Origin of the sequence: Paucisalibacillus algeriensis, assembly GCF_000577245.1 — a bacterium.
Lineage (GTDB): Bacteria > Bacillota > Bacilli > Bacillales > Amphibacillaceae > Ornithinibacillus.
This window is the reverse complement of the sequence record NZ_CBYO010000011.1, coordinates 206666-229405: the sequence shown is the minus strand read 5'-3', so window position 1 is coordinate 229405 and position 22740 is coordinate 206666. Positions and strand designations below refer to the sequence as shown.

Below are 22740 nucleotides of genomic sequence, written 5' to 3'. Positions count from 1 at the left end.
AAACGTGGGCATCATTTAGTGAAACTTAAAATACAAGCTAGAAAAAGGAGCGATACATAATGAAAAAATTATCATTTAAAATGCGTATTTGGTGGTATAAGCTACTAGTAAAAATAGGCATCAAATCTGAGGAAATTTATTATATAGGTGGAAGTGAAGCATTACCACCACCTCTTTCAAAGGAAGAGGAAGGTGAGCTATTAATCCAATTAACAAAGGGAGATCCTTCTGCAAGGTCTGTTCTGATTGAACGAAACCTCCGATTAGTGGTTTATATTGCAAGGAAATTTGAAAACACAGGCATTAATATTGAAGATTTAATTAGTATTGGAACGATTGGATTAATTAAAGCGGTAAATACATTTAATCCAGAAAAAAAGATTAAACTAGCGACATATGCGTCAAGATGTATTGAAAATGAGATATTAATGTATTTAAGAAGAAATAATAAGCTAAAGTCAGAGATTTCTTTTGATGAACCATTAAACATTGATTGGGATGGAAACGAATTATTATTATCAGACGTATTAGGAACAGATGATGATGTCATTACTAGAAATTTGGAAACTAAAGTAGATAAACATTTGCTACAAAATGCATTATCTCAACTAAATGCGAGAGAAAAACAAATCATGGAGCTTAGATTTGGTCTAATAGGTGAAGAAGAAAAGACACAAAAAGATGTTGCTGATATGTTGGGGATTTCTCAATCCTATATTTCACGTTTAGAAAAGAAAATAATTCGCCGTTTGAAAAAAGAATTTAATAAAATGGTCTAGCCTTGATATCACAAGAATGCAGTAGAATTTGACCATAATATAATTTCTAGATTTGCATAAATTTTCCCTTCCTAGGAGATACTGTCCTTGAACAGCATCTCCAACTGGGAGGGTATAGAATGACTAGACATAAAGTAGTAATCTGTGGAGTTGATACATCAAAATTACCCGTATTAACGAATGACGAAATGAAAAAATTATTCGTTAAAATGCAATCGGGAGACATTCATGCAAGAGAAGAATTAGTAAACGGAAACCTTCGTCTCGTATTAAGTGTAATTCAACGATTCAATAATCGAGGTGAATATGTAGACGATTTATTTCAAGTAGGCTGTATTGGTTTAATGAAATCAATTGATAATTTTGATTTAAGTCATAATGTAAGATTTTCTACTTATGCAGTGCCAATGATTATTGGAGAAATACGTCGTTACTTAAGAGATAATAATCCAATTCGAGTCTCTCGTTCTCTAAGAGATATTGCCTATAAGGCATTGCAGGTACGTGAAAAACTTATAAATAAAACTTCAAAAGAGCCTACACCGGCAGAAATTGCTGAGGAGATGGGTGTTCCACATTCGGATGTAGTATTTGCCATGGATGCTATCCAAGATCCTGTATCCTTATTTGAACCAATCTATAATGATGGGGGCGACCCAATTTTTGTGGTGGATCAAATTAGTGATGATAAAGACAAAGATGACACATGGGTTGATAAACTATCCTTAAAGGAAGGTATGTATCAATTAAATGAACGAGAAAAAATGATATTAAATAAACGCTTTTTCCAAGGGAAAACACAAATGGAAGTTGCCGATGAAATAGGTATCTCTCAAGCACAGGTTTCCAGACTAGAAAAAGCAGCGATAAGCCAAATGAATAAGCAAATGTTTGAGTAATTTTAAGTAGAAAAGATAGCTATGTTTTCAAGAATTACTTATAGCAGATAAATGACTATTAAATCGCAACTCGATTTGATAGTCATTTTTAGATGCTTTGACGTGTTGATTTGTTACCTGTATAATTGGTAACCGTGTTTACATTTGAGCAAGGCGTGGTTGTGTCACTGGTATTTTTTAAATGGAGAATTTTAAAAAATACTATCTACCATACGGTCTTTAATGTTAAATATTATTTTAGACACTTGCTTATACATAATTAGGAGGAACAGCGTGCGATTTAACAAAATGAAACATTTGGATTGGCCTGTGTTTATTGCAAGTGGTGGTTTTTTAATTGCATTTATTCTGTTATCTGTTTTTAATAGCGAAGGAGTCGGAACAACAATCACCGTTCTGTTTGAGTACTCCGCAGATTTCTTTGGTGCCTATTGGCAGCTACTGTTGTTAGGTAATTTTTTGGTTGGTCTAGGTTTGGCATTTTCCAAATATGGTAATGTCAGATTAGGGAAACAAGATAGACCAATATATAGTTATTTTCGGTGGATAGCTATGATACTAGTAACGTTGTTGGCTAGTGGTGGTGTTTTCTGGGCTGCTTCAGAGCCAATGTATCATTATATGAATACACCACCTTTATTTGGTGGTGGGGAATTTAATAATATGTTCGCTGCCTTTGCCCAGTCCTACATGCATTGGGGTTTTACGGCATGGGCTATCTTAGGAACACTGGCATCGATTGTGATGATGTATGTGCACTACAATAAAAAACTTCCCTTACGACCTAGGGGATTGTTATATCCAATTTTTGGTGAAAAAATTTATTATAAAAGTATGATTGGTACAACAGCAGATACCTTTTCTATAATTGCTACGGTTGCTGGAACATTGGGGCCACTTGGATTCTTAGGGTTACAGATTGCTTATGGATTAAACCATCTATTTGATGTACCGAATACCATGACCTTAAGTCTCACCGTAGTAATAATTTTAGCTATTATAGCTGCTATATCTGCTGCGACAGGTGTTGATCGTGGAATCTTAACATTAAGCCGTTATAATGTTGGTTTCACCATTTTTCTGGCAATTATGGTTCTCCTCTTAGGCCCAACGATGTTTATTATCGATGCTTTTGTCGGTGGAACCGGTGTACACCTACAAAATTTCTTTACGATGAGTTTATTCCGTGGGGATAGTAGTTGGCTTGGTGGTTGGACAATATTCTTTTGGGGTTGGTTTATCGGATATGCCCCGATGCTAATTGTATTTATAAGCAGAATTTCACGTGGAAGAACAATTCGGGAATTAATTATTGCTGTATCTATTGTAGCCCCTATTGTTAATAACTTTTGGTTCTCGGTTGTTGGTGGGACTGGAGTATTTTTTGAAAAGGAAAACCCAGGTTCAATCTCTAAACCATTATCTGAAGGTGGAATGGAAGCAGCCGTGATGGCAATAACAGATCAACTACCCCTAGGGACAATATTTGGAATAGGATTTTTGCTTGTTTCTATTATATTTGTTGTGACAACGGTTGACACGATGTCCTATACCGTTGCAGCAACTTTAACGGGAAATGATAAACCCAAACGTTGGTTAAGAGTCTTTTGGGCAGCCATTTTTGGACTGACGACAGTAATGATCTTGCCAATGGGGGAAAGTATCACATCCATTCAAAATTCCATCGTTATCACGGCAGTGCCTGTTTCCTTTCTATTACTGCCGCCATTGTGGAATGCCCCTAGGATAGCAAGAAAAATGGCAATGGAAGAAAAAAGGGAAGCTTTGAGGGAACTACGAAAAAAAGATAAAGACTAATTGGAAGGAGTCTGTTTTGAAGATATTTTCATTACAGACTCTATTTTAGTTTTAGCATGTCATTACCTTATCACCCAAGCTCAGAATGAACGAACAACTTCATGCATATACATCACTAGTAAGGGTAGGTGAGCCGTGATGATAAAATTATCTGATCTTCAAGTAAAAGAAGTAATTGTGATCAATGATGGAAGAAGATTAGGCCACATTTCAGATTTAGAAATTGACCCAGACCGTGGCAGAATAATCGCTCTTGTGATCTATACTCGTGAAAAAAAGGGTGGTTTTTTTGGAAAGTCAGATGAATTGATGATATATTGGGAACAAATCGTGACAATTGGCTCCGACGTAATTTTAGTGAAAGATGTAACTCGTCCGAAATTATACATTGAATAAGTCAAGCTAAAACTAGCAGGAGGAATTACTGTGGAAGACGTTTTCGAATTGGTTGGAAATGAATTATTAATGATTAATAAATGGATGGAAAAAGATCCCAATTTAAAGGTGGGGTTTACATCCCGTAATGGAGGAACTAGTAAAGGCTACTTTTCTTCCAATAACTTTGGTTTACATGTTTCAGATTCATACGGGGATGTTATTGCCAACAGAGAGAAGCTTGCAACGACACTAAATATTCCTTTAGAGCAATGGGTTTCCGGTGAACAAGTACACCATACTTCTGTACATATTGCTGATTTAGCAGACATTGGAAAAGGTGCAAAGTCAGTAGTATCCTCTCTAAAGGGGATAGATGGATTAATAACCAGAGAATCTGGTATTCTATGTACGGCATTTTTTGCTGATTGTGTACCATTATTCTTTTTTGATCCAGTTACGAAATACATTGGTGTAGCTCATGCTGGTTGGAAGGGAACGGTTGGTCGAATTGCAGAGGAAATGACGACAAAATTATTGGAGCTTGGTTGCGACATGAAAAACTTAATGGTTGCAATAGGACCATGCATTTCTAATGAATATTATGAAGTAGATGAATATGTAAAGGAACATATACCGATGGAACACAGAAAGCAAGTGTTAACACCGGTAGGGAATGGGCACTATTTATTAGATTTAAAACAACTAAATGTCGAAATCCTTGTACAATCAGGTGTATTTCGTAGTAATATAGATATAACAAATTATTGCACGTTTAGAGATGAAAACCTATTTTACTCACATCGCCGAGACCAGGGGAAAACTGGTCGGATGTTAGGGTTTATTGGCTATAGCTGTTGATTTTTCAAGGAGGAGAAATAATTAGTAATGGATGTCTCACAAAATTTAACAGAAATCAAAGCAAGAATAGAAGCGGCATGTAGAAATAACAATCGGAATTCCGAAGATATTACCATCATAGCGGTTACGAAATATGTTACAATAGAGAGAACTGAGGAAGTAGTAGATGCTGGAGTACTAAATCTTGGCGAAAATCGTCAAGAAGGTTTCATTGAAAAATATAATCACTTCGGTAATAGAGTTTCTTGGCATTTTATTGGTAGCTTACAAACAAGAAAAGTAAAAGACATTATTGATAAGGTAGATTATATACATTCACTGGACAGATTGTCATTAGCAAAAGAAATTAACAAGCGTGCTTCTACCGTTAAGGATTGTTTTGTACAAGTTAATGTAAGTGGTGAGGAATCAAAACATGGCATACAACCAGAAGATGTCATACAATTCATTGAAAAGACATCTGAATACGCAAATATTCGTATTGTAGGACTGATGACGATGGCACCACATTCAGATGACAAAGAATTATTACATAAAGTATTTCGTGAACTCGGGGAATTAAGAGATAAAGTAAAACAAAGAAATTATCAACATGCACCATGTAACTATTTATCCATGGGAATGAGCAATGATTATGAGATTGCCATAATGGAGGGTGCAACCCATATTAGAATCGGCTCGAAATTAGTAGGGTCAAATATGTGAGGTGACGAAATTGAGTATTAAAAATAAGATTAAGACGCTTTTTGCAGTAGACGAAGAGTATGAATATGAGTATGTCGAAGAGGAACAAGTTATGACACCAAGCAACCAGAAAAACCTAACAAATAATAATGTAATTAATTTAACAAGTGTAAAAACCTCCTCTTCAAAAGTTGTTCTTTGTGAGCCAAGAACGTTTGAAGAAGCACAACAAATAGCAGATAACATTGTAAATAAACGATCGGTTGTCATTAATCTTCAGCGAGTGCAACCCTATGAGGCAAAGAGGATAGTTGACTTTTTAAGTGGAACCGTGTATGCAGTTAATGGTATTATTCAACGCTTAGGATCGCAAACCTTTCTTTGTGCGCCGGATAATGTTGATGTAACTGGTTCCATATCGGAATCATTTGAAGAAGATCTGAATAAAGGATGGTAAATTAGTATATGTTATACATAATTTTTGATATTTTAGCCAGAGCCTTAGAAATCTATTCTATTGGCTTAATTATTTATATTTTCATGTCTTGGTTTCCAGGTGCACGTGAATCAACTTTTGGTAGTATTATGACCAAACTATATGAGCCCTTTCTGGAACCATTTCGTAAAATCATCCCCCCTCTAGGCATGATTGATATTTCACCAATTGTAGCCATTATTGTGTTGCGTTTGGCTGGGGCTGGAATTTGGGGCTTATATAACATGATTGTTCGGTTTATTGCTGGGTAATGAAATAAATGGATATTTATCAACACTTTCGCAAAGAAGAGCATGGTTTCATTGATCAGGTTTTGTCATGGAAAGAGCAGGTAGAGCGTTCTTTTCAAGCTAAATTAACTGACTTTCTTGATCCACGTGAACAACAAATTGTTGAAATGCTAATAGGAACAGCCGATGATGAACTTCAGTGTCGATTGTTTGGCGGTGGAATTCATTCGGAAAGAAAAAGAGCAATTATTGCTCCTTATTATGAAGTAATTTCGGATGAGGATTTTAATATTTGTTTAGTGCAGGCAACCTACCATGAAAAGTTTATCTCGGTTGCACATCGGGATGTGTTAGGAGCCTTTTTATCACTAGGTGTTAAACGAAAAAAGCTAGGGGATATTTTCGCTGGTGATGGTAAAGTACAAATAATTCTTGATCAAGACATTTCTTCTTTTGTTATCATGAATTTAACAGGAATTAAGCGGGCAACCATTAATTTTGAGGAAAAACCTGTTTCAGATTTAATTGAACTAGAATCCATTTGGTCTGAATCAGAAAAAATTGTCTCTTCCTTAAGACTAGATACTATGCTAAAAGAAATTTACTCTATTTCTAGAAAAGATGCTCAGGATGTTGTTCAAAAAGGCTTAGTTAAAGTTAATTATCGTGTTGTCGAGGATAGCAAATTTATTCTTCGAGAAGGTGACTTAATTTCTTTGAGGGGAAAGGGTCGCAGTAAGCTTGTTGGAATAAATGGTCAAACAAAAAAAGAAAAAATTAAAGTAACAACCGCCTTATTGCTGGTATAGTAAAGAACGGTTTTTTGATATATAATGGATATCAAAGAGTCGTTCTTTCAGATTTTTTAGTTAAAAAGTTCTAAAATTGCAGGAAAACCATACTTTTTGTCGAAAATAATTGGTATACTAAATTATGGACTTATAATATCTATTAAAATTATTTAGGGAGGTAAACGCTATGCCATTGACGCCACTAGATATTCATAATAAAGAATTTACAAGAAGCTTTCGTGGATATGATGAAGATGAAGTTAATGAATTTTTAGATCAGGTTATTAAAGACTATGAAATAGTTATTCGGGAGAAGAAAGAATTAAAAGAGAAAATAGAACAGATGAATGAAAAGCTTAGCCATTTTACCAATATTGAAGAGACATTAAATAAATCCATTCTTATTGCGCAAGAAACTGCTGAAGAACTTAAAGGCAATGCTTCTAAAGAATCTAAGCTTATTATTAAGGAAGCCGAAAAAAATGCTGATCGAATTATTAATGAAGCATTAAGTAAATCTCGTAAAATTTCGATTGAAGTAGAAGAGTTAAAGAAACAAGCAAAGGTTTTCCGAACTCGACTAAAGATGTTAGTTGAAGCTCAACTTGATATGATTGGAACAGATGATTGGGAAGAATTATTTGAGGTTGAGATGGGAAATGATTTAGAATTTGCTAAACAAGAATCTTAAACCTTGACGTTTGAAGAAAATTTACATATAATGCATACACAAATAGGTAAATAATAATAGAAATGCGATGACAGAGACAGTATAAAAATAGATGCTTGTTAAGCGAGCTAGGGGTTGGTGTGAGCCTAGTACAGTACGTTTTTAGAATATCACTCTCGAGTATCCAATTTGAATAGGGGAAGTAGAATTGGACGTATTATTCACGTTACGAATATCGAGTGAATTTGAAATGAATGATCATTTTAAGTTTATAAGGGTGGTACCGCGAGTCTTCTCGTCCCTTTTGGGATTCGAGAGGCTTTTTTTGTTATTATTTTTAATATTTTAAGAATTGGAATTGATTCGTTAAACATAAGGAGGAAATAGTCAGTGGATTATAAAGAAACATTACTCATGCCAAAAACCGAATTTCCAATGCGCGGAAATTTGCCAAACAAAGAACCAGAGAGACAAAAGAAATGGGAAGAAGTTAATTTATATGAAAAGTCTTTAGAAAGAACAAAAGGTAGACCACTATTTATTTTACATGATGGTCCTCCCTATGCGAATGGAGACCTTCACATAGGGCATGCCATGAATAAAGTTCTAAAAGACTTTATTACTCGTTATAAATCAATGTCAGGTTATCATGCACCATATGTTCCAGGTTGGGATACACACGGCCTTCCAATTGAAACGGCTTTAACGAAAAATAAAAAAGTAAATCGTAAAAAATTATCTGTTGCTGAATTTAGACAACTATGTGCAGAATATGCATTGTCACAAGTTGATAACCAACGTACGCAGTTCAAACAGTTAGGTGTTCGAGGGGATTGGGACAATCCATATATCACCCTTACGAAAGATTATGAAGCAGAGCAAATTAGAGTATTTGGTGAAATGGCAAAAAAAGGCTATATATATAAAGGCTTAAAGCCAGTTTATTGGTCTCCATCTTCGGAATCTGCTCTTGCTGAAGCGGAAATTGAATATTATGATAAACGTTCAGCATCTATTTACGTTGTGTTTGACGTATTAGATGGTAAAGGTGTCTTAGATACTGGAGATAAGATTGTGATTTGGACGACAACACCTTGGACAATTCCAGCAAACCTAGGAATTAGTGTTCATCCCGATGTTGATTACGTTGTGGCTGAAGTAAATGGTAACCAATTTGTTGTTGCAGAAGCGCTTTTAGAGAATTTAACGAAAGAGTTAGAATGGGAAAATCCGCAGGTTGTTAAGACATTCAAAGGTCAAGCATTAGAACGTATTACCGCAAAGCATCCATTCTATGACCGTGAATCACTTGTAATGTTAGGTGAGCATGTTACAACTGATGCTGGTACAGGATGTGTACACACAGCACCAGGTCATGGGGAAGATGACTTCTTTGTTTCGAATAAGTATGGTTTAAAAACCATCTCCCCAGTGGATGAAAAAGGTGTGTTTACGAGTGAAGCACCAGGTTTTGAAGGTTTGTTTTATGATGATGCAAATAAGGTAGTAACTCAGAAGCTTGAGGAAGTAGGATCATTATTAAAAATGAGCTTTATTACGCACTCCTATCCTCATGATTGGAGAACGAAAAAGCCAACTATTTTCCGTGCAACGGCGCAGTGGTTTGCATCCATTAAAGATTTCCGTGAAGACATTTTAAACGAAATCAAGCAGGTTAAATGGTACCCTTCATGGGGGGAAACTAGATTATATAACATGGTACGTGACCGTGAAGATTGGTGTATTTCTCGTCAACGTGCTTGGGGGGTTCCAATTCCTGTTTTCTACGGTGAAGATGGAACACCGATTATAACAGATGAAACTGTTGAGCATGTGGCAAACCTATTTGCTGAGCATGGTTCTAACATATGGTTCGAACGTGAAGCAACAGATTTATTACCAGAAGGTTTTACTTCAGAGCACAGTCCAAATGGTAATTTTACGAAAGAAATGGATATTATGGACGTTTGGTTTGATTCTGGTTCATCACATGCAGGAGTACTATTAAACAGGGAAGATCATAGAAGACCAGCTGATGTATATTTAGAAGGTAGTGATCAGTACCGGGGTTGGTTTAACTCATCTCTATCCACGGCAGTTGCTGTTACCGGAAAAGCGCCGTATAAGTCAATTATTAGTCATGGATTTACCCTAGATGGTAATGGTCGTAAAATGAGTAAATCATTAGGTAATGTTATCTTACCTTCTAAAGTATTAAAACAATTAGGTGCTGATATTCTCCGCTTATGGGTTTCGTCTGTTGACTATCAAGCTGATGTACGCATTTCAGATGATATTTTAAAACAAACTTCGGAAAGCTATCGTAAAATCCGTAATACTTTCCGCTTTATGTTAGCGAACCTTGCTGATTTCAATCCAGAAACAGATCGTGTTCCAGAAGCGAAAATGGAAGAAGTAGATCGTTTCATGTTACATCGCCTGCAAAGATTAGTGAAGGAAGTTCGAGAAAGCTATGAAAAATATGAATTCTCACCCATCTTCCATCGTATCCATAACTTCTGTGCTGATGATTTGAGCTCATTCTATCTAGATTTTGCAAAAGATATCCTATACATTGAGGCAGCAAGCAACCATCGTCGTCGTAGCATTCAAACTGGATATTATGAAATCCTTACAACATTGGTTCAATTATTAACACCGATCATTCCTCATACGGCTGATGAGGTGTGGGAATATATTCCTGGTGTAAAGGAAACTAGCCCACAACTTACTGATATTCCGGAACCAAGGGAAGTTGAAGGATTTACGGGATTAGAAGACAAATGGAATCACTTTATGGCTATCCGTGATGATGTTCTAAAAGCTTTAGAGGATGCACGTAATGAAAAAATAATCGGAAAGTCATTAGAGGCCAAAATTACAGTTGTACCTAAAGATAACCAATCGAGAGAAGTATTAAATTCAATTGAAGATGTTCATCAACTGCTTATCGTTTCAGAAGCAGCTATAGTAGCCAGTGCTGCTAAGGTTAATGATTATCGCTATGTGGATGTTCTTGTAGAAAAACATTCAGGTGAAAAATGTGAACGATGCTGGGTAGCATCTGATACAGTTGGAAATGATGTAAAACATCCATCATTATGTTCACGTTGTGCGGATGTCGTTGAAAAGCATTATCATGCATAAGAGCTATGAATATATTTTTAAAAAGGAGTACAAATCCATCGTGGTTTGTACTCCTTTTGTTTATTAGATTGGAGAGTGTTTCTTGCCTACCCTTAAATTATTGAATTTTTGCCTGATAAAGTATAAGATAAACTAAGGATTTTAATCCTACCTATAAGTATAGAAGTAGTTATATCGGAGGAAAATGGAATGTATCGTTATTATCTTTTAGCAGCTATCGTTATCGCAATCGATCAGTTTACAAAATACTTAGTAGTGAAAAACATGGAATTATACGAACAAATACCAATAATTGAAGACTTCTTTTATCTAACATCACATCGTAATAGTGGTGCTGCATGGGGGATCTTAGAAGGAAAGATGGGATTCTTTTATATCATTACCATCATTGTAATTATAGGGATTATTTATTATTTACATAAATATGGTAAGGATAATAAGTTGTTTGCTTTAGCACTTGGACTTATCTTAGGTGGAGCAATTGGAAACTTTATTGACCGTTTATTCCATCAAGAGGTTGTCGATTTCTTTGATTTTATTATATTTGGCTATGATTTCCCAATCTTTAATATAGCCGATTCATCTCTTACAATTGGTGTTATTTTAGTTATTATTGCAACATTATTTGAGGAAAAGAAACAGAAAGGAAAGGCATAGATGAGCTTACAACACGTTGTAACGGAAAATGAAAATAAACTGCGGATTGATAAATTATTAGCCGACATAAATCCTGAACAATCCCGTTCACAGATTCAAGGTTGGATAACAAAAGGGCTTGTTAAAGTCAATAATGAGATAATCAAGGCCAATTATAAATGTCAGGTAGGCGACGTTATTACATGGACAGTGCCTGAGATTGAATCCTTAGATATTGAACCAGAAAATATCCCTTTAGAAATTGTATACGAAGATAAAGATTTATTAGTAGTGAATAAGCCAAAAGGAATGGTAGTTCATCCATCTGCAGGGCATCAGTCTGGTACTCTTGTAAATGCACTTTTATATCATTGCGATGATTTATCGGGAATCAATGGAGTGGAACGACCTGGGATAGTACATCGTATTGATAAAGACACGAGTGGTCTTTTAGTTGTAGCAAAGAGTGATAGGGCTCATACGGGTCTTGCTGAACAATTATCTAACAAAGATGTTGAAAGAAAATATGAAGCGGTTGTTCATGGTGTTATAAATCATGATACTGGTATGGTTGATGCACCGATAGGAAGAGACCTTAAAGATAGACAAAGAATGGGAATCGTTGAAAATGGGAAGCCAGCTTTAACCCGTTTTCACGTATTGCATCGTTTTAATGAATTTACACATATTGAATGTCAATTAGAGACTGGAAGAACACATCAGATCCGTGTTCATATGCGTTATATCGGATTCCCGCTAGTTGGCGACCCCAAATATGGTCCTCGTAAAACATTAGATACGAAAGGCCAAGCTCTACATGCAAAAGTTTTAGGATTTACACATCCTGTAACAGGAGAGTGGCTTCGATTTGAAGTGGAAGCGCCAAATTACTTCCAAAAGCTCTTGGAAACCCTGGAACAAATGTATTGACAAAACCTATTAATTCTGAAATAATAAAGCAAATGAATAAGAACCTTTAAATAAGTCCAGAGAGGCTAAAAAGGGAACGGTTAATATACAGGATACATGTATTTAAAACCCTTTTTTCCTCATGGAGAAATGGGTTTTTTATTTTGGGGGTAAGAATATGAATAAGAAAACAGAAATTCTGGATGAGCAAGCTGTCAATCGAGCGCTTACCCGTATTGCTCATGAAATCTTAGAAAAAAACAAAGGTGGAGATAACCTAGTTATTGTAGGAATTAAAACTAGGGGAGTACCTTTAGCAAAACGTATTCAAGAAAAGATAAAAAATATTGAAGGGGTCACATTACCAATTGGTGACCTAGACATCACGTTATATCGGGATGATTTAGCAAAGGCAGTAGAATCAAATGAGCCTGAGATTCGTGATACAGATATTTCTTTTAATATTAATAATAAAAAAGTTATTTTAATCGATGATGTACTTTACACAGGAAGAACTGTACGTGCGGCAATGGATGCAGTGATGGATTTAGGAAGGCCTTCACAAATCCAATTAGCGGTATTGGTTGATCGTGGTCACCGCGAATTACCAATCCGGGCAGATTATGTAGGAAAAAACATTCCAACATCAGATAAGGAGATTATTGTTGTTCAGCTTAATGAAGTGGATGACGGAACTGACTTGGTATCCATCTACGAAAAATAAGATATAGACCTTTAATTAAATCCAGAGAGGTTTACAAGGTCGCTCACGTTACGTGCACAAAGATTTCTTGCACGTGTACCTCTTTGCGACCAAAATTGCAAAGAGGTTTTTTTATTGACTTATTAACTCTTTAAAAAATATCTAGTTTGTGTGAATAAGGAATTTATAAGAACGCGGGATACAACATTTCTTCCGGACAGGAGTGTCATTCATGAACCACTTTATCTCAATCAATCAATTAACCAACGAACAAATTCTAGAGCTATTAGAAAACGCAGGAAAATACAAAACAACAAACCATAAAATTTCAAGTCAACTATTCGCAGCAAACTTATTTTTTGAACCTAGCACAAGAACAAAAATGAGCTTTACTATTGCTGAAAGAAAACTAGGTTTAGAAGTACTAAACTTCCATGCAGAAGCATCAAGCTTACAAAAAGGTGAATCTCTTTACGATACAGTTAAAACCTTTGAATCCATTGGTGCAAATGTAGCTATAATACGACACGAATCAGACAATTGGATTACAGAATTAGAACCGAAGATTAATATTCCAATCATCAATGCAGGGGCTGGAAAGGCAGAACATCCAACACAATGTATGTTAGACCTTCTCACCATCTATGAGGAATTTGGTAGATTTAAAGATTTGAATGTAGTTATCGTTGGTGACATCAAACATAGCCGGGTAGCTAAATCTAATGCACATGCACTTAAAAGGCTTGGTGTGAATGTATTCTTAAGTGCCGCACCTGGTTATGAAGATGAATCACTCGATTACCCATATGTAAGCCTTGATGAAGCAATTCAATATTGTGATGTTCTCATGCTATTAAGAATCCAGCACGAAAGACATGAAGAAAAACTTGAAACCTCCAGTTACCTTACACAATATGGCTTAACAAAAGAAAGAGAGAGTAAGATGCAACAACATGCGATTATATTACACCCAGCACCAATTAATCGCGGTGTGGAAATAGATGGAGATTTAGTCGAGTGTAGCCGTTCAAGAATTTTCAAACAAATGACGAATGGCGTTTACATTAGAATGGCAATCTTAACACATGTATTAAAAGAATGGGGGATTATAGATGAAAATCTTATTAAGGAATGCTAAACGATTGTTAGAAAATGGTGAGTTAGAAAGCTGTGACGTTTTAGTTGATGAAGGTAAAGTTAAAGAGATAAATGCCTCAATTGAGATAGAGGAATTAGACAGAACGATTGACTGCGAAGGTAATCTTCTAACACCAGGATTCATCGATGTACATATACATTTACGTGAACCAGGTGGCGAGCACAAGGAAACTATTAAAACAGGAACAAAAGCAGCTGCGAGAGGTGGCTTTACAACTGTATGCTCGATGCCGAATACGAATCCAGTTCCTGATTGTGAAGAAACAATTAATAGCTTACTAGATAAAATTGAACAAGATGCTACTGTTCGTGTACTTCCTTATGCATCCATTACAAAAGGATTAAAAGGAGAAGAATTGACTGATATTGAAAGTTTATCCAAGTTAAACATTTTTGCTTTTACTGATGACGGTGTTGGCATTCAAACAGCTGATGCCATGCTTCGAGCGATGAGAAAAGCAGCAGAAAATAACAAAGCCATTGTTGCGCATTGCGAGGACAATTCAATCGTTTATGGAGGTGTTGTTCATGATGGAGATGTGAGCAACCGTTTAAACCTACCTGGAATCCCTTCATTAAGTGAATCTGTACAAATTGCAAGAGATGTATTATTAGCTGAGGCTGCTGGCTGTCATTACCATGTTTGTCATGTTAGTACAAAGGAGTCAGTAAGAGTCATTCGGGATGCTAAAAAAGCTGGGATTAAAGTTACTGCTGAAGTAACTCCACATCATTTATTATTAAACGAAGAAATGGTTCTTCGAGATGATGCAAATTATAAAATGAATCCGCCGCTTAGAAGTAAGGCAGATCAACAAGCTTTAATGGATGGGTTAATAGATGGAACCATTGATTTTATAGCAACTGATCATGCTCCACACAGTGAAGACGAAAAAGCTCAGGGGTTTTTAAAGGCTCCATTTGGAATAGTTGGTTTAGAAACAGCCTTTCCTTTACTTTATACCAACCTTGTGAATACTGGAGAAATTTCATTAAAGCAGTTAGTAGATTGGCTAACTATTAAACCAGCAACTGTTTTTGATTTACCTTATGGAAAATTAGCCGAAGGAGAAATAGCTGATTTAACTTTAATAAACCTTGAAGCAGAAACAATAATTGATAAATATACCTTATATTCAAAAGGTAAAAATACACCATTTCATAATTGGAATGTAACAGGGGTTCCGATACTTACCATTTATGAAGGAGAGATTGTCTACGAGGAGGATAAAAATGCTTAATAGAAAATTAGTGTTAGAAGATGGAACTGTTTTTATTGGAAAGGGCTTTGGAAGTGATAATGAAATAAGTGGTGAGGTAGTTTTCAATACTGGTATGACAGGTTATCAGGAAATCATTTCTGATCCCTCATACTGTGGACAAATTGTAACGTTAACCTATCCGTTAATTGGAAACTATGGCATTAACCGTGATGATTTTGAAACAGTAGCACCATTTATTAATGGATTAATTGTAAAGGAATATTGTGAGTATCCCTCTAACTTTAGAAGTGATGAAAGTATAGATAGCTTTCTAAAAGCACACGATATTCCTGGATTAGCTGGAATTGATACTAGAAAACTTACGAAAGTAATTCGTAAAACTGGGACAATGAGAGGCTATATTGCAAATGTTGAGTTTCCCGAGGAAGAGCTATTAAACAAGTTAGCAGCTACTCCAGTTTCTCATGATCAAGTTAAACAAACTTCAACCACAAAACCATATATTGTTCCAGGACGTGGGCACCGTATCGTTCTTGTAGACTTTGGTATGAAGCATGGTATTTTAAGAGAATTAACGAAACGAAACTGTCATGTTACAGTGGTTCCATACAATTATCCAGCTGAGAATATTTTACGATTGAAGCCAGATGGTATCATGTTAACAAACGGGCCAGGAGATCCGCAAGATGTACCAGAGGCAATTGAGATGATTCGAAAAGTTGTGCCAACCATTCCAATATTTGGAATATGCCTTGGTCACCAACTATTAGCTTTAGCTTGTGGTGCTGAGACAGAGAAGATGAAATTTGGTCATCGTGGTGGAAATCATCCGATTAAAGATTTGGTGAATGAAAAGTCTTTCTTAACCTCACAAAATCACGGGTATGCAGTAAAGATGTCATCATTAAAAAATACTGATTTACTTTTAACTCAAATTGCCTTAAACGATAACTCTGTTGAGGGAATTAAGCATAAAGTATATCCTGCTTTTTCGGTTCAATATCATCCAGAAAGCTCACCAGGACCAGAAGATTCTAATTATCTATTTGATGATTTCTTAACCTTAATTGATAATCATATAGCGAAATGGGAGGAAGAAGTTTATGCCTAAAAATACAGACATCAAGAAAATCTTAGTAATTGGCTCAGGCCCAATTGTAATTGGTCAAGCAGCAGAATTCGACTATTCAGGTACTCAAGCTTGCCAAGCATTACGTGAAGAAGGATACACGGTGATTCTTGCTAACTCCAACCCAGCAACCATTATGACAGATCAAACGGTTGCAGATAAGGTCTATATGGAGCCGTTAACTGTTGAATTTTTAACCAAAATTATCCGAAAAGAGCAGCCAGACGCATTACTTCCAACATTAGGTGGTCAAACTGGTTTGAACTTAGCTGTTGCACTAGATAAAACGGGAATTCTTGAACAATACAATGTCAAACTTTTAGGAACTTCATTAGAGGCAATTGAAAAAGCTGAAGATCGTGAAAAATTTCGTGAACTAATGGTTGTCTTAGGTGAACCAGTTCCGGAAAGTAGAATTGTTAATACGGTTGAAGACGCAGTTGATTTTGCAGAGAAAATAGGTTTTCCACTTATTGTTCGACCTGCCTACACATTAGGGGGAACCGGTGGTGGTATGTGCTACGACGAGAGTGACTTACGTGAAATAACTCGTAATGGATTGGCATTGTCTCCGGTTCATCAGTGCTTAATAGAGAGAAATATTGCTGGTTTTAAAGAAATTGAATATGAAGTTATGCGTGATAAAAATGACCAAGCTATTGTTGTATGTAATATGGAAAATATTGACCCTGTCGGTATCCATACGGGTGATTCAATCGTAGTGGCACCTTCACAAACTTTAAGTGATAGAGAATACCAGCTTCTTAGAAATGCATCACTAAAAATAATCCGTGCTTTAAAAATAGAGGGTGGATGTAATGTTCAATTAGCATTAGACCCAAACAGCTTTAATTATTATGTAATTGAAGTAAATCCACGTGTTAGTCGATCATCTGCGCTTGCATCAAAAGCAACTGGTTACCCAATCGCCAAAATGGCAGCAAAAATTGCTGTTGGACTAACATTAGATGAAATTAAAAACCCAATTACGGGAACTACATTTGCTTTATTTGAACCAGCACTCGACTACGTGGTGACAAAAATTCCACGTTTTCCATTTGATAAATTTGTGACCGGTGACCGTAAACTCGGTACACAAATGAAAGCAACAGGGGAGATAATGTCGATCGGTAGAAACTTTGAGGAGTCGTTGTTAAAAGGAATTCGATCTATGGATAATGGAACGGAAGAGCTAGGCTTAGCAAGTTTAACATTTGCATCTATTGAGGATCTGAAATATAGATTACAAAAAGCAGATGATGAACGAATTTTCGTTTTAGCTGAAGCTTTCCGTCGGGGCATTACATTAAAAGAAATCTTTACTCTAACAAAAATTGACCCATTCTTCCTAAAGAAAATTGAAGAACTTGTAGCGTTTGAGAACAAAATTAGTTCTAATCAATACTCGAAAGTAGTTTTGCAAGAAGCAAAAGAAAAAGGTTTTTCAGATAATCATATTGCGAGACTATGGGAAACAACTGTAGATGAACTTTATCAATTTCGTATGAAAGAAAATATCATTCCTATATACAAAATGGTTGATACATGCGCAGCGGAATTTGAGTCACAAACACCATATTTTTATAGCACCTATGAAGAAGAGAATGAATCAATTTCTTCAACAAATCGTAAGGTACTGGTTCTAGGTTCTGGACCAATTCGTATCGGGCAAGGAATTGAGTTTGATTATGCAACTGTCCATTCTGTATTAGCGATTAAAGAAATGGGTTATGAAGCAATCATTATGAATAATAATCCTGAGACAGTTTCAACAGACTTTAGTATTTCAGATAAGTTATATTTTGAACCGCTAACTTTGGAAGATGTTATGCATGTTATTAATCTTGAAAAGCCAGAAGGTGTTATTGTCCAATTTGGTGGTCAAACTGCTATAAACTTGGCAGAAGGACTTACAAGACGAGGTGTTACCATTCTAGGAACAGACCTTGAAGCCATTGATGCCGCTGAGGATAGAGATAAGTTTGAGGTTTTATTGGATGAACTTAAGTTATTACGACCACAAGGAAAAGCAGTTAAGCATATGGATCATGCAATTGAAGTAGCTGAATCTATTGGATATCCAGTATTGGTTCGTCCTTCTTATGTAATTGGGGGAAGCCGTATGGAGATCGTTTACAATACAGAAGAACTAGAAGCTTACTTGGAAAAGACAGGGCATATTACGGACTGTCATCCAATTTTAATAGATAAATATATTACAGGAATTGAAGTAGAAGTTGATGCCATCAGTGATGGAGAAACTACAATTGTACCAGGAATCATGGAACATATAGAGCGCTCTGGAGTCCATTCCGGTGATTCCATTGCAGTATATCCACCACAAAGACTATCGGAAACAGTAAAAGAAAAATGCTTCGAAGCAACGTTAAAGATAGCAAAAGCTCTACGCGTAAAAGGCTTAGTAAATATCCAATTTATTATTCGTGAAGAGGATGTTTATGTGTTGGAGGTAAATCCAAGAGCGAGTAGAACTATACCATTCTTAAGTAAAATTACTGGTGTTACGATGGCAAATTTAGCAACAAGATGTATTCTAGGGGAAAGCCTTAGTAAATTAGGCTATCAATCTGGTATTCTGCCGGAATCTAATTTAGTATCTGTTAAAATTCCGGTATTTTCTTTTGAAAAGTTACGAAGTGTAGACACCATTCTGGGGCCTGAAATGAAATCAACAGGTGAAGCCATTGGTTATGATAAAACAATGGAAAAAGCATTGTATAAAGGATTGCTTGCGGCAGGTATCTCAGTTCCAAGTGAAGGGGCAGTATTAATTACGGTATCGGACAAAGATAAGCTTGAAATGCTAGAGGTTGCTGAGCGATTCCATCAATTAGGATTCCAGATTTATGCAACTGCTGGTACTTCATCGTTTTTAAGAGGTGCCAATCTTCCAGTTGTCGAAGTTGCAAAAGTGGGGGCAAAAGAACCTAACGTCCTATCCATCATTGAGCAAGGGAAAGTTCAATTTGTCGTTAACACGATAACTTCAGGGAAAAAGCCACGTTCTGACGGATTTATGATTCGAAGGGTATCTGTAGAACGAGGAATACCTTGTCTAACAAACTTAGATACAGCAAACGCAATTCTGAATGTCATTGATTCAACAACATTTTCTGCCTACCCAGTACAAACAAAAGAGGCTGTTTTATCATGATTAAAAAGGACAAAATGAAAATTGTATCCACTAGGTGTATAGCAAAAGATACGATAGAAATGGTACTTGAGAACCAATTTATTAGTGGAATCGCAGTGCCAGGTCAATTTTTACACATTCAAGTTGGCAAACACATATTAAGAAGACCAATTTCCATTGCTGATTGCAACAAAGAACTAAATCAAATTACTATTCTATTTAAGATAAATGGTGTGGGTACAGACGAACTAGCAAACTATCAACAAGGTGAATATTTAGATGTGTTAGGGCCCCTTGGCAATGGTTTCACAACGGATGGTGAATCTAAATCAACCGTCCTGTTAATAGGGGGAGGAATTGGTGTACCACCCTTGTATTATCTAGGCAAAACACTAAAAGAAAATGGAATCAATATTGTAACTATCCTTGGTTTCCAACAGAAAGATAATGTGTTTTATGAGCAACAATTTCAAGAACTAGGAGAGACCTTTATTGTTACCGATAATGGTTCGTATGGACATAAGGGATTTGTCACGGATGTAATAGATCAAGTTGGTAGATTTGACTGTTATTATTCCTGTGGCCCAATTCCAATGCTTAAGGCTCTAACAGCTAAGCTTAAAGGAAAGAAAGGATTTATTTCCTTAGAAGAGCGAATGGGCTGTGGTATTGGAGCGTGCTTTGCATGTGTCTTACCAACGAAGGATGGTACTAGTTATAAGAAAATTTGTAAGGATGGACCTGTTTTCCAAGCAGAGGAGGTTACATTATGACCAATCTAGCAATTGAACTACCGGGTTTATCATTAAAGAACCCTATAATGCCAGCTTCTGGGTGTTTTGGATTTGGGCGGGAATATAGCGATTTCTATGACCTTGGTAAACTAGGTGCCGTAATCATGAAAGCAGCAACGGCTACAGGGCGTATAGGTAATCCAACTCCTAGGGTTGCTGAAACGGCATCAGGGATGTTAAATGCGATTGGACTTCAAAATCCTGGTGTTTATAAGATTATGGAAACAGAAGTATCATTTTTATCTCAGTTTGATACGAAGATAATCGCCAATATAGCTGGAAGTACATTGGAGGAATATGAAGAGGTAGCTCATGCATTTAACGAGACAGAACATGTCCATGCACTTGAACTGAATATATCTTGTCCCAATGTAAAAGAAGGTGGAATTCAATTTGGTACGGATCCATCCATGGCTGCTCGGGTAACAGAGGCTGTAAAAAAAGCTAGTAATTTACCGGTATATGTAAAGTTATCTCCGAATGTGACGGATATAGTTTCGATGGCTAAAGCAGTTGAAGCGGCTGGAGCGGATGGACTATCCATGATTAACACGATAACAGGTATGCAAATCCACCTACCAAGTAGAAAACCTCTTATAGCTAATAGAACGGGAGGGTTATCTGGACCGGCCATTAAACCTGTAGCTATTCGTATGATTTATGAAGTGAGTCAGCAAGTTAATATCCCAATTATTGGGATGGGTGGTATCCAAAATGCAGAGGATGTTTTGGAGTTTTTATTAGCAGGTGCTAGTGCTGTTGCGATTGGTACTGCTAATTTTCAAAATCCATTTATTTGCTCTGAAATTATCGATGAGTTACCAAATATACTAGAAAAATATGGCTTCCACTCCGTTCAAGAAGCGATTGGAAAGGGGATTGTCTCGTGACAGAATCTATTTATTTAGCGTTGGATTTTCCGAGTTGGCAAGAAGCGGGTAGATTTTTAGAGGAAAGTGATTTATATGGTGTTCCAGTTAAAGTAGGGATGGAACTTTATTATCGTGAAGGTCTCGGAATCATTGAAAAGCTAAAACAGAATAACCATAAGATTTTCCTGGATTTAAAACTTCATGATATCCCTACTACTGTTATGCGTGCAATGAAAGTACTTTCAAGTCTAGAAGTTGATATGGTTAATGTTCATGCTCTTGGGGGAAGTGAAATGATTCAGAGAGCAAAGGAAGGACTCGTAAATGGAAATCCTAACTTTGATACCAAACTAATAGCAGTAACCGTATTAACTTCCATGGATCAGAAGGTATTAAATGGCGAGTTAGGTATACCTGGTAATCTGTTAGATACCACAGTAAGTTTTTCATCCTTTGCCAAAGAAGTAGGGGCTGATGGAGTGGTTTGTTCTGTACATGAAGCAAAACAAATTAAAACAGCATGTGGAGAAAATTTTATTACCATCACACCTGGGATCAGACTTGTTGATTCAAATGTAAACGATCAAAAGCGTGTTGCAACACCAGGATTTGCCCGGAATAATGGTGCAGATTACTTAGTAATTGGACGTAGTATTACACAAGCAGAAAATCCAAGAAGAGCATATGAACAGGCGGTAGCAGAGTGGGAGGAATCGAAATGCAACTAAGTCAAGAACTGGCAAGAGACCTATTAAGAATCAAGGCTGTGCAAATAAATCCGAATGAGTACTTTACATGGGCTTCTGGAATAAAGTCACCAATCTATTGTGATAATCGTATCACCATGTCGTATCCTGAGGTGCGTCAATTTATTGCCAATGCTTTTGTAGAAATGGTTAGTCATATGGAGGTAAAACCAGATGTAATTGCCGGTTGTGCAACTGCTGGGATTCCTCATGCAGCATGGTTAGCAGATCGATTAAATCTTCCAATGGTTTACGTTCGTTCCAAGCCAAAAGGTCATGGGAAAGGTAATCAAATTGAAGGGGACAGTGTTAAGGGGAAAAAGATACTTGTGATTGAGGATTTAATTTCAACAGGTGGTTCTTCACTAGAAGTAGTAGATGCTCTTAGAAATGCTGACGCAGAAGTACTTGAAGTCATGTCTATCTTTACATATGGATTGAAAAAAGCACAAACTAACTTTGAAGCAGCAGATGTTCAATATAAAAGTCTTACAAACTATGATGAGCTAATTCAAGCTTTAGTAGAAGACGGGAAGCTATGTGAAGAGGAAAAAGAAGTACTATTAGAATGGCGCAACTCTATTGGATCATAAATTCATAATGTAATAAGTAGAGTTATACTATATAATGAAACTGTATAATAAAAAATTATCTATCCGAGGTTAG

At 36.3% G+C, this 22740-nt stretch carries 22 protein-coding genes and 1 other annotated feature; all 22 genes read left to right on the top strand.

Annotated features, from left to right (window positions below):
* Positions 1 to 59 precede the first annotated feature (59 nt).
* The 22 genes from sigE to pyrE all read left to right on the top strand — a co-directional run bounded on the left by sigE (position 60) and on the right by pyrE (position 22667).
* Entirely contained in the window at positions 60 to 779 is a 720-nt protein-coding gene (sigE, locus tag TY11_RS08395; RefSeq protein ID WP_042144988.1) for an RNA polymerase sporulation sigma factor SigE, read from the top strand.
* A 119-nt stretch (positions 780 to 898) separates the two neighbouring features.
* Complete coding sequence (sigG, locus tag TY11_RS08390; RefSeq protein ID WP_042144987.1) at positions 899 to 1678, top strand: RNA polymerase sporulation sigma factor SigG; 780 nt, start codon at positions 899 to 901, stop codon at positions 1676 to 1678.
* A gap of 288 nt (positions 1679 to 1966) precedes the next feature.
* Complete coding sequence (locus TY11_RS08385; RefSeq protein WP_042145273.1) at positions 1967 to 3496, top strand: BCCT family transporter; 1530 nt, start codon at positions 1967 to 1969, stop codon at positions 3494 to 3496.
* 138 nt (positions 3497 to 3634) lie between these two features.
* A complete protein-coding gene (locus tag TY11_RS08380) occupies positions 3635 to 3892 on the top strand; it encodes a YlmC/YmxH family sporulation protein (protein ID WP_042144984.1) in 258 nt (85 codons plus the stop codon).
* A gap of 30 nt (positions 3893 to 3922) precedes the next feature.
* Entirely contained in the window at positions 3923 to 4732 is an 810-nt protein-coding gene (pgeF, locus tag TY11_RS08375; RefSeq protein ID WP_081755878.1) for a peptidoglycan editing factor PgeF, read from the top strand.
* 27 nt (positions 4733 to 4759) lie between these two features.
* Positions 4760 to 5437 carry a YggS family pyridoxal phosphate-dependent enzyme gene (locus TY11_RS08370; RefSeq protein ID WP_042144983.1) on the top strand — a complete coding sequence of 226 codons (678 nt, stop codon included), beginning with the start codon at positions 4760 to 4762 and terminating at the stop codon, positions 5435 to 5437.
* Between the two features lie 10 nt (positions 5438 to 5447).
* A complete protein-coding gene (locus TY11_RS08365; protein WP_042144982.1) occupies positions 5448 to 5873 on the top strand; it encodes a cell division protein SepF in 426 nt (141 codons plus the stop codon).
* An 8-nt stretch (positions 5874 to 5881) separates the two neighbouring features.
* Entirely contained in the window at positions 5882 to 6163 is a 282-nt protein-coding gene (locus tag TY11_RS08360; RefSeq protein WP_042144981.1) for a YggT family protein, read from the top strand.
* 8 nt (positions 6164 to 6171) lie between these two features.
* Positions 6172 to 6951 carry a YlmH family RNA-binding protein gene (locus TY11_RS08355; protein ID WP_042144980.1) on the top strand — a complete coding sequence of 260 codons (780 nt, stop codon included), beginning with the start codon at positions 6172 to 6174 and terminating at the stop codon, positions 6949 to 6951.
* A gap of 169 nt (positions 6952 to 7120) precedes the next feature.
* Positions 7121 to 7624, top strand: coding sequence for a DivIVA domain-containing protein (locus TY11_RS08350; RefSeq protein ID WP_042144978.1), 504 nt, complete (start codon positions 7121 to 7123; stop codon positions 7622 to 7624).
* Positions 7625 to 7682: 58 nt separating this feature from the next.
* Positions 7683 to 7909 (top strand) — a binding site (T-box leader).
* Positions 7910 to 7993: 84 nt separating this feature from the next.
* Positions 7994 to 10750 (top strand): isoleucine--tRNA ligase, encoded by a 2757-nt coding sequence (gene ileS / locus TY11_RS08345; protein WP_042144976.1) that lies wholly within the window; start codon positions 7994 to 7996, stop codon positions 10748 to 10750.
* Between the two features lie 189 nt (positions 10751 to 10939).
* Positions 10940 to 11407: a signal peptidase II gene (lspA, locus tag TY11_RS08340; protein WP_042144974.1), complete on the top strand. Its 468-nt coding sequence runs from the start codon at positions 10940 to 10942 to the stop codon at positions 11405 to 11407.
* Positions 11408 to 12316, top strand: a complete 909-nt coding sequence (locus TY11_RS08335; protein ID WP_042144971.1) for an RluA family pseudouridine synthase — start codon at positions 11408 to 11410, stop codon at positions 12314 to 12316.
* 157 nt (positions 12317 to 12473) lie between these two features.
* Complete coding sequence (gene pyrR / locus TY11_RS08330; RefSeq protein WP_042144969.1) at positions 12474 to 13019, top strand: bifunctional pyr operon transcriptional regulator/uracil phosphoribosyltransferase PyrR; 546 nt, start codon at positions 12474 to 12476, stop codon at positions 13017 to 13019.
* 211 nt (positions 13020 to 13230) lie between these two features.
* Complete coding sequence (locus TY11_RS08325) at positions 13231 to 14136, top strand: aspartate carbamoyltransferase catalytic subunit (RefSeq protein WP_042144967.1); 906 nt, start codon at positions 13231 to 13233, stop codon at positions 14134 to 14136.
* On the top strand, positions 14111 to 15397 hold the full coding sequence (gene pyrC, locus TY11_RS08320) for a dihydroorotase (protein WP_042144965.1): 1287 nt from the start codon (positions 14111 to 14113) through the stop codon (positions 15395 to 15397). Before TY11_RS08325 ends, pyrC begins: the two co-directional genes overlap by 26 nt.
* Positions 15390 to 16490, top strand: coding sequence for a glutamine-hydrolyzing carbamoyl-phosphate synthase small subunit (carA, locus tag TY11_RS08315; protein ID WP_042144962.1), 1101 nt, complete (start codon positions 15390 to 15392; stop codon positions 16488 to 16490). The genes pyrC and carA overlap by 8 nt, the downstream gene beginning before the upstream one ends.
* On the top strand, positions 16483 to 19683 hold the full coding sequence (carB, locus tag TY11_RS08310; RefSeq protein WP_042144960.1) for a carbamoyl-phosphate synthase large subunit: 3201 nt from the start codon (positions 16483 to 16485) through the stop codon (positions 19681 to 19683). The genes carA and carB overlap by 8 nt, the downstream gene beginning before the upstream one ends.
* Entirely contained in the window at positions 19683 to 20435 is a 753-nt protein-coding gene (locus TY11_RS08305; protein ID WP_304413180.1) for a dihydroorotate dehydrogenase electron transfer subunit, read from the top strand. Before carB ends, TY11_RS08305 begins: the two co-directional genes overlap by 1 nt.
* Positions 20432 to 21346, top strand: a complete 915-nt coding sequence (locus TY11_RS08300; protein WP_042144955.1) for a dihydroorotate dehydrogenase — start codon at positions 20432 to 20434, stop codon at positions 21344 to 21346. The genes TY11_RS08305 and TY11_RS08300 overlap by 4 nt, the downstream gene beginning before the upstream one ends.
* The gene (pyrF, locus tag TY11_RS08295; protein WP_042144952.1) at positions 21343 to 22056 is read left to right on the top strand and encodes an orotidine-5'-phosphate decarboxylase; all 714 of its coding nucleotides are present in this window, start codon (positions 21343 to 21345) and stop codon (positions 22054 to 22056) included. Before TY11_RS08300 ends, pyrF begins: the two co-directional genes overlap by 4 nt.
* A complete protein-coding gene (gene pyrE / locus TY11_RS08290) occupies positions 22047 to 22667 on the top strand; it encodes an orotate phosphoribosyltransferase (RefSeq protein ID WP_042144950.1) in 621 nt (206 codons plus the stop codon). The genes pyrF and pyrE overlap by 10 nt, the downstream gene beginning before the upstream one ends.
* Positions 22668 to 22740 lie beyond the last annotated feature (73 nt).

Excerpts from the sequence above, each read along its gene's own strand:
- TY11_RS08350 (WP_042144978.1), top strand. The coding sequence starts at position 7,121 with ATGCCATTGACGCCACTAGATATTCATAATAAAGAATTTACAAGAAGC.
- TY11_RS08355 (WP_042144980.1), top strand. The coding sequence starts at position 6,172 with ATGGATATTTATCAACACTTTCGCAAAGAAGAGCATGGTTTCATTGAT.
- TY11_RS08385 (WP_042145273.1), top strand. The coding sequence starts at position 1,967 with ATGAAACATTTGGATTGGCCTGTGTTTATTGCAAGTGGTGGTTTTTTA.
- pyrR (WP_042144969.1), top strand. The coding sequence starts at position 12,474 with ATGAATAAGAAAACAGAAATTCTGGATGAGCAAGCTGTCAATCGAGCG.
- carB (WP_042144960.1), top strand. The coding sequence starts at position 16,483 with ATGCCTAAAAATACAGACATCAAGAAAATCTTAGTAATTGGCTCAGGC.
- TY11_RS08360 (WP_042144981.1), top strand. The coding sequence starts at position 5,882 with ATGTTATACATAATTTTTGATATTTTAGCCAGAGCCTTAGAAATCTAT.
- TY11_RS08380 (WP_042144984.1), top strand. The coding sequence starts at position 3,635 with ATGATAAAATTATCTGATCTTCAAGTAAAAGAAGTAATTGTGATCAAT.
- carA (WP_042144962.1), top strand. The coding sequence starts at position 15,390 with ATGCTTAATAGAAAATTAGTGTTAGAAGATGGAACTGTTTTTATTGGA.
- TY11_RS08325 (WP_042144967.1), top strand. The coding sequence starts at position 13,231 with ATGAACCACTTTATCTCAATCAATCAATTAACCAACGAACAAATTCTA.
- pyrE (WP_042144950.1), top strand. The coding sequence starts at position 22,047 with ATGCAACTAAGTCAAGAACTGGCAAGAGACCTATTAAGAATCAAGGCT.
- sigE (WP_042144988.1), top strand. The coding sequence starts at position 60 with ATGAAAAAATTATCATTTAAAATGCGTATTTGGTGGTATAAGCTACTA.
- TY11_RS08370 (WP_042144983.1), top strand. The coding sequence starts at position 4,760 with ATGGATGTCTCACAAAATTTAACAGAAATCAAAGCAAGAATAGAAGCG.
- pyrC (WP_042144965.1), top strand. The coding sequence starts at position 14,111 with ATGAAAATCTTATTAAGGAATGCTAAACGATTGTTAGAAAATGGTGAG.
- lspA (WP_042144974.1), top strand. The coding sequence starts at position 10,940 with ATGTATCGTTATTATCTTTTAGCAGCTATCGTTATCGCAATCGATCAG.
- TY11_RS08300 (WP_042144955.1), top strand. The coding sequence starts at position 20,432 with ATGACCAATCTAGCAATTGAACTACCGGGTTTATCATTAAAGAACCCT.
- sigG (WP_042144987.1), top strand. The coding sequence starts at position 899 with ATGACTAGACATAAAGTAGTAATCTGTGGAGTTGATACATCAAAATTA.
- TY11_RS08335 (WP_042144971.1), top strand. The coding sequence starts at position 11,408 with ATGAGCTTACAACACGTTGTAACGGAAAATGAAAATAAACTGCGGATT.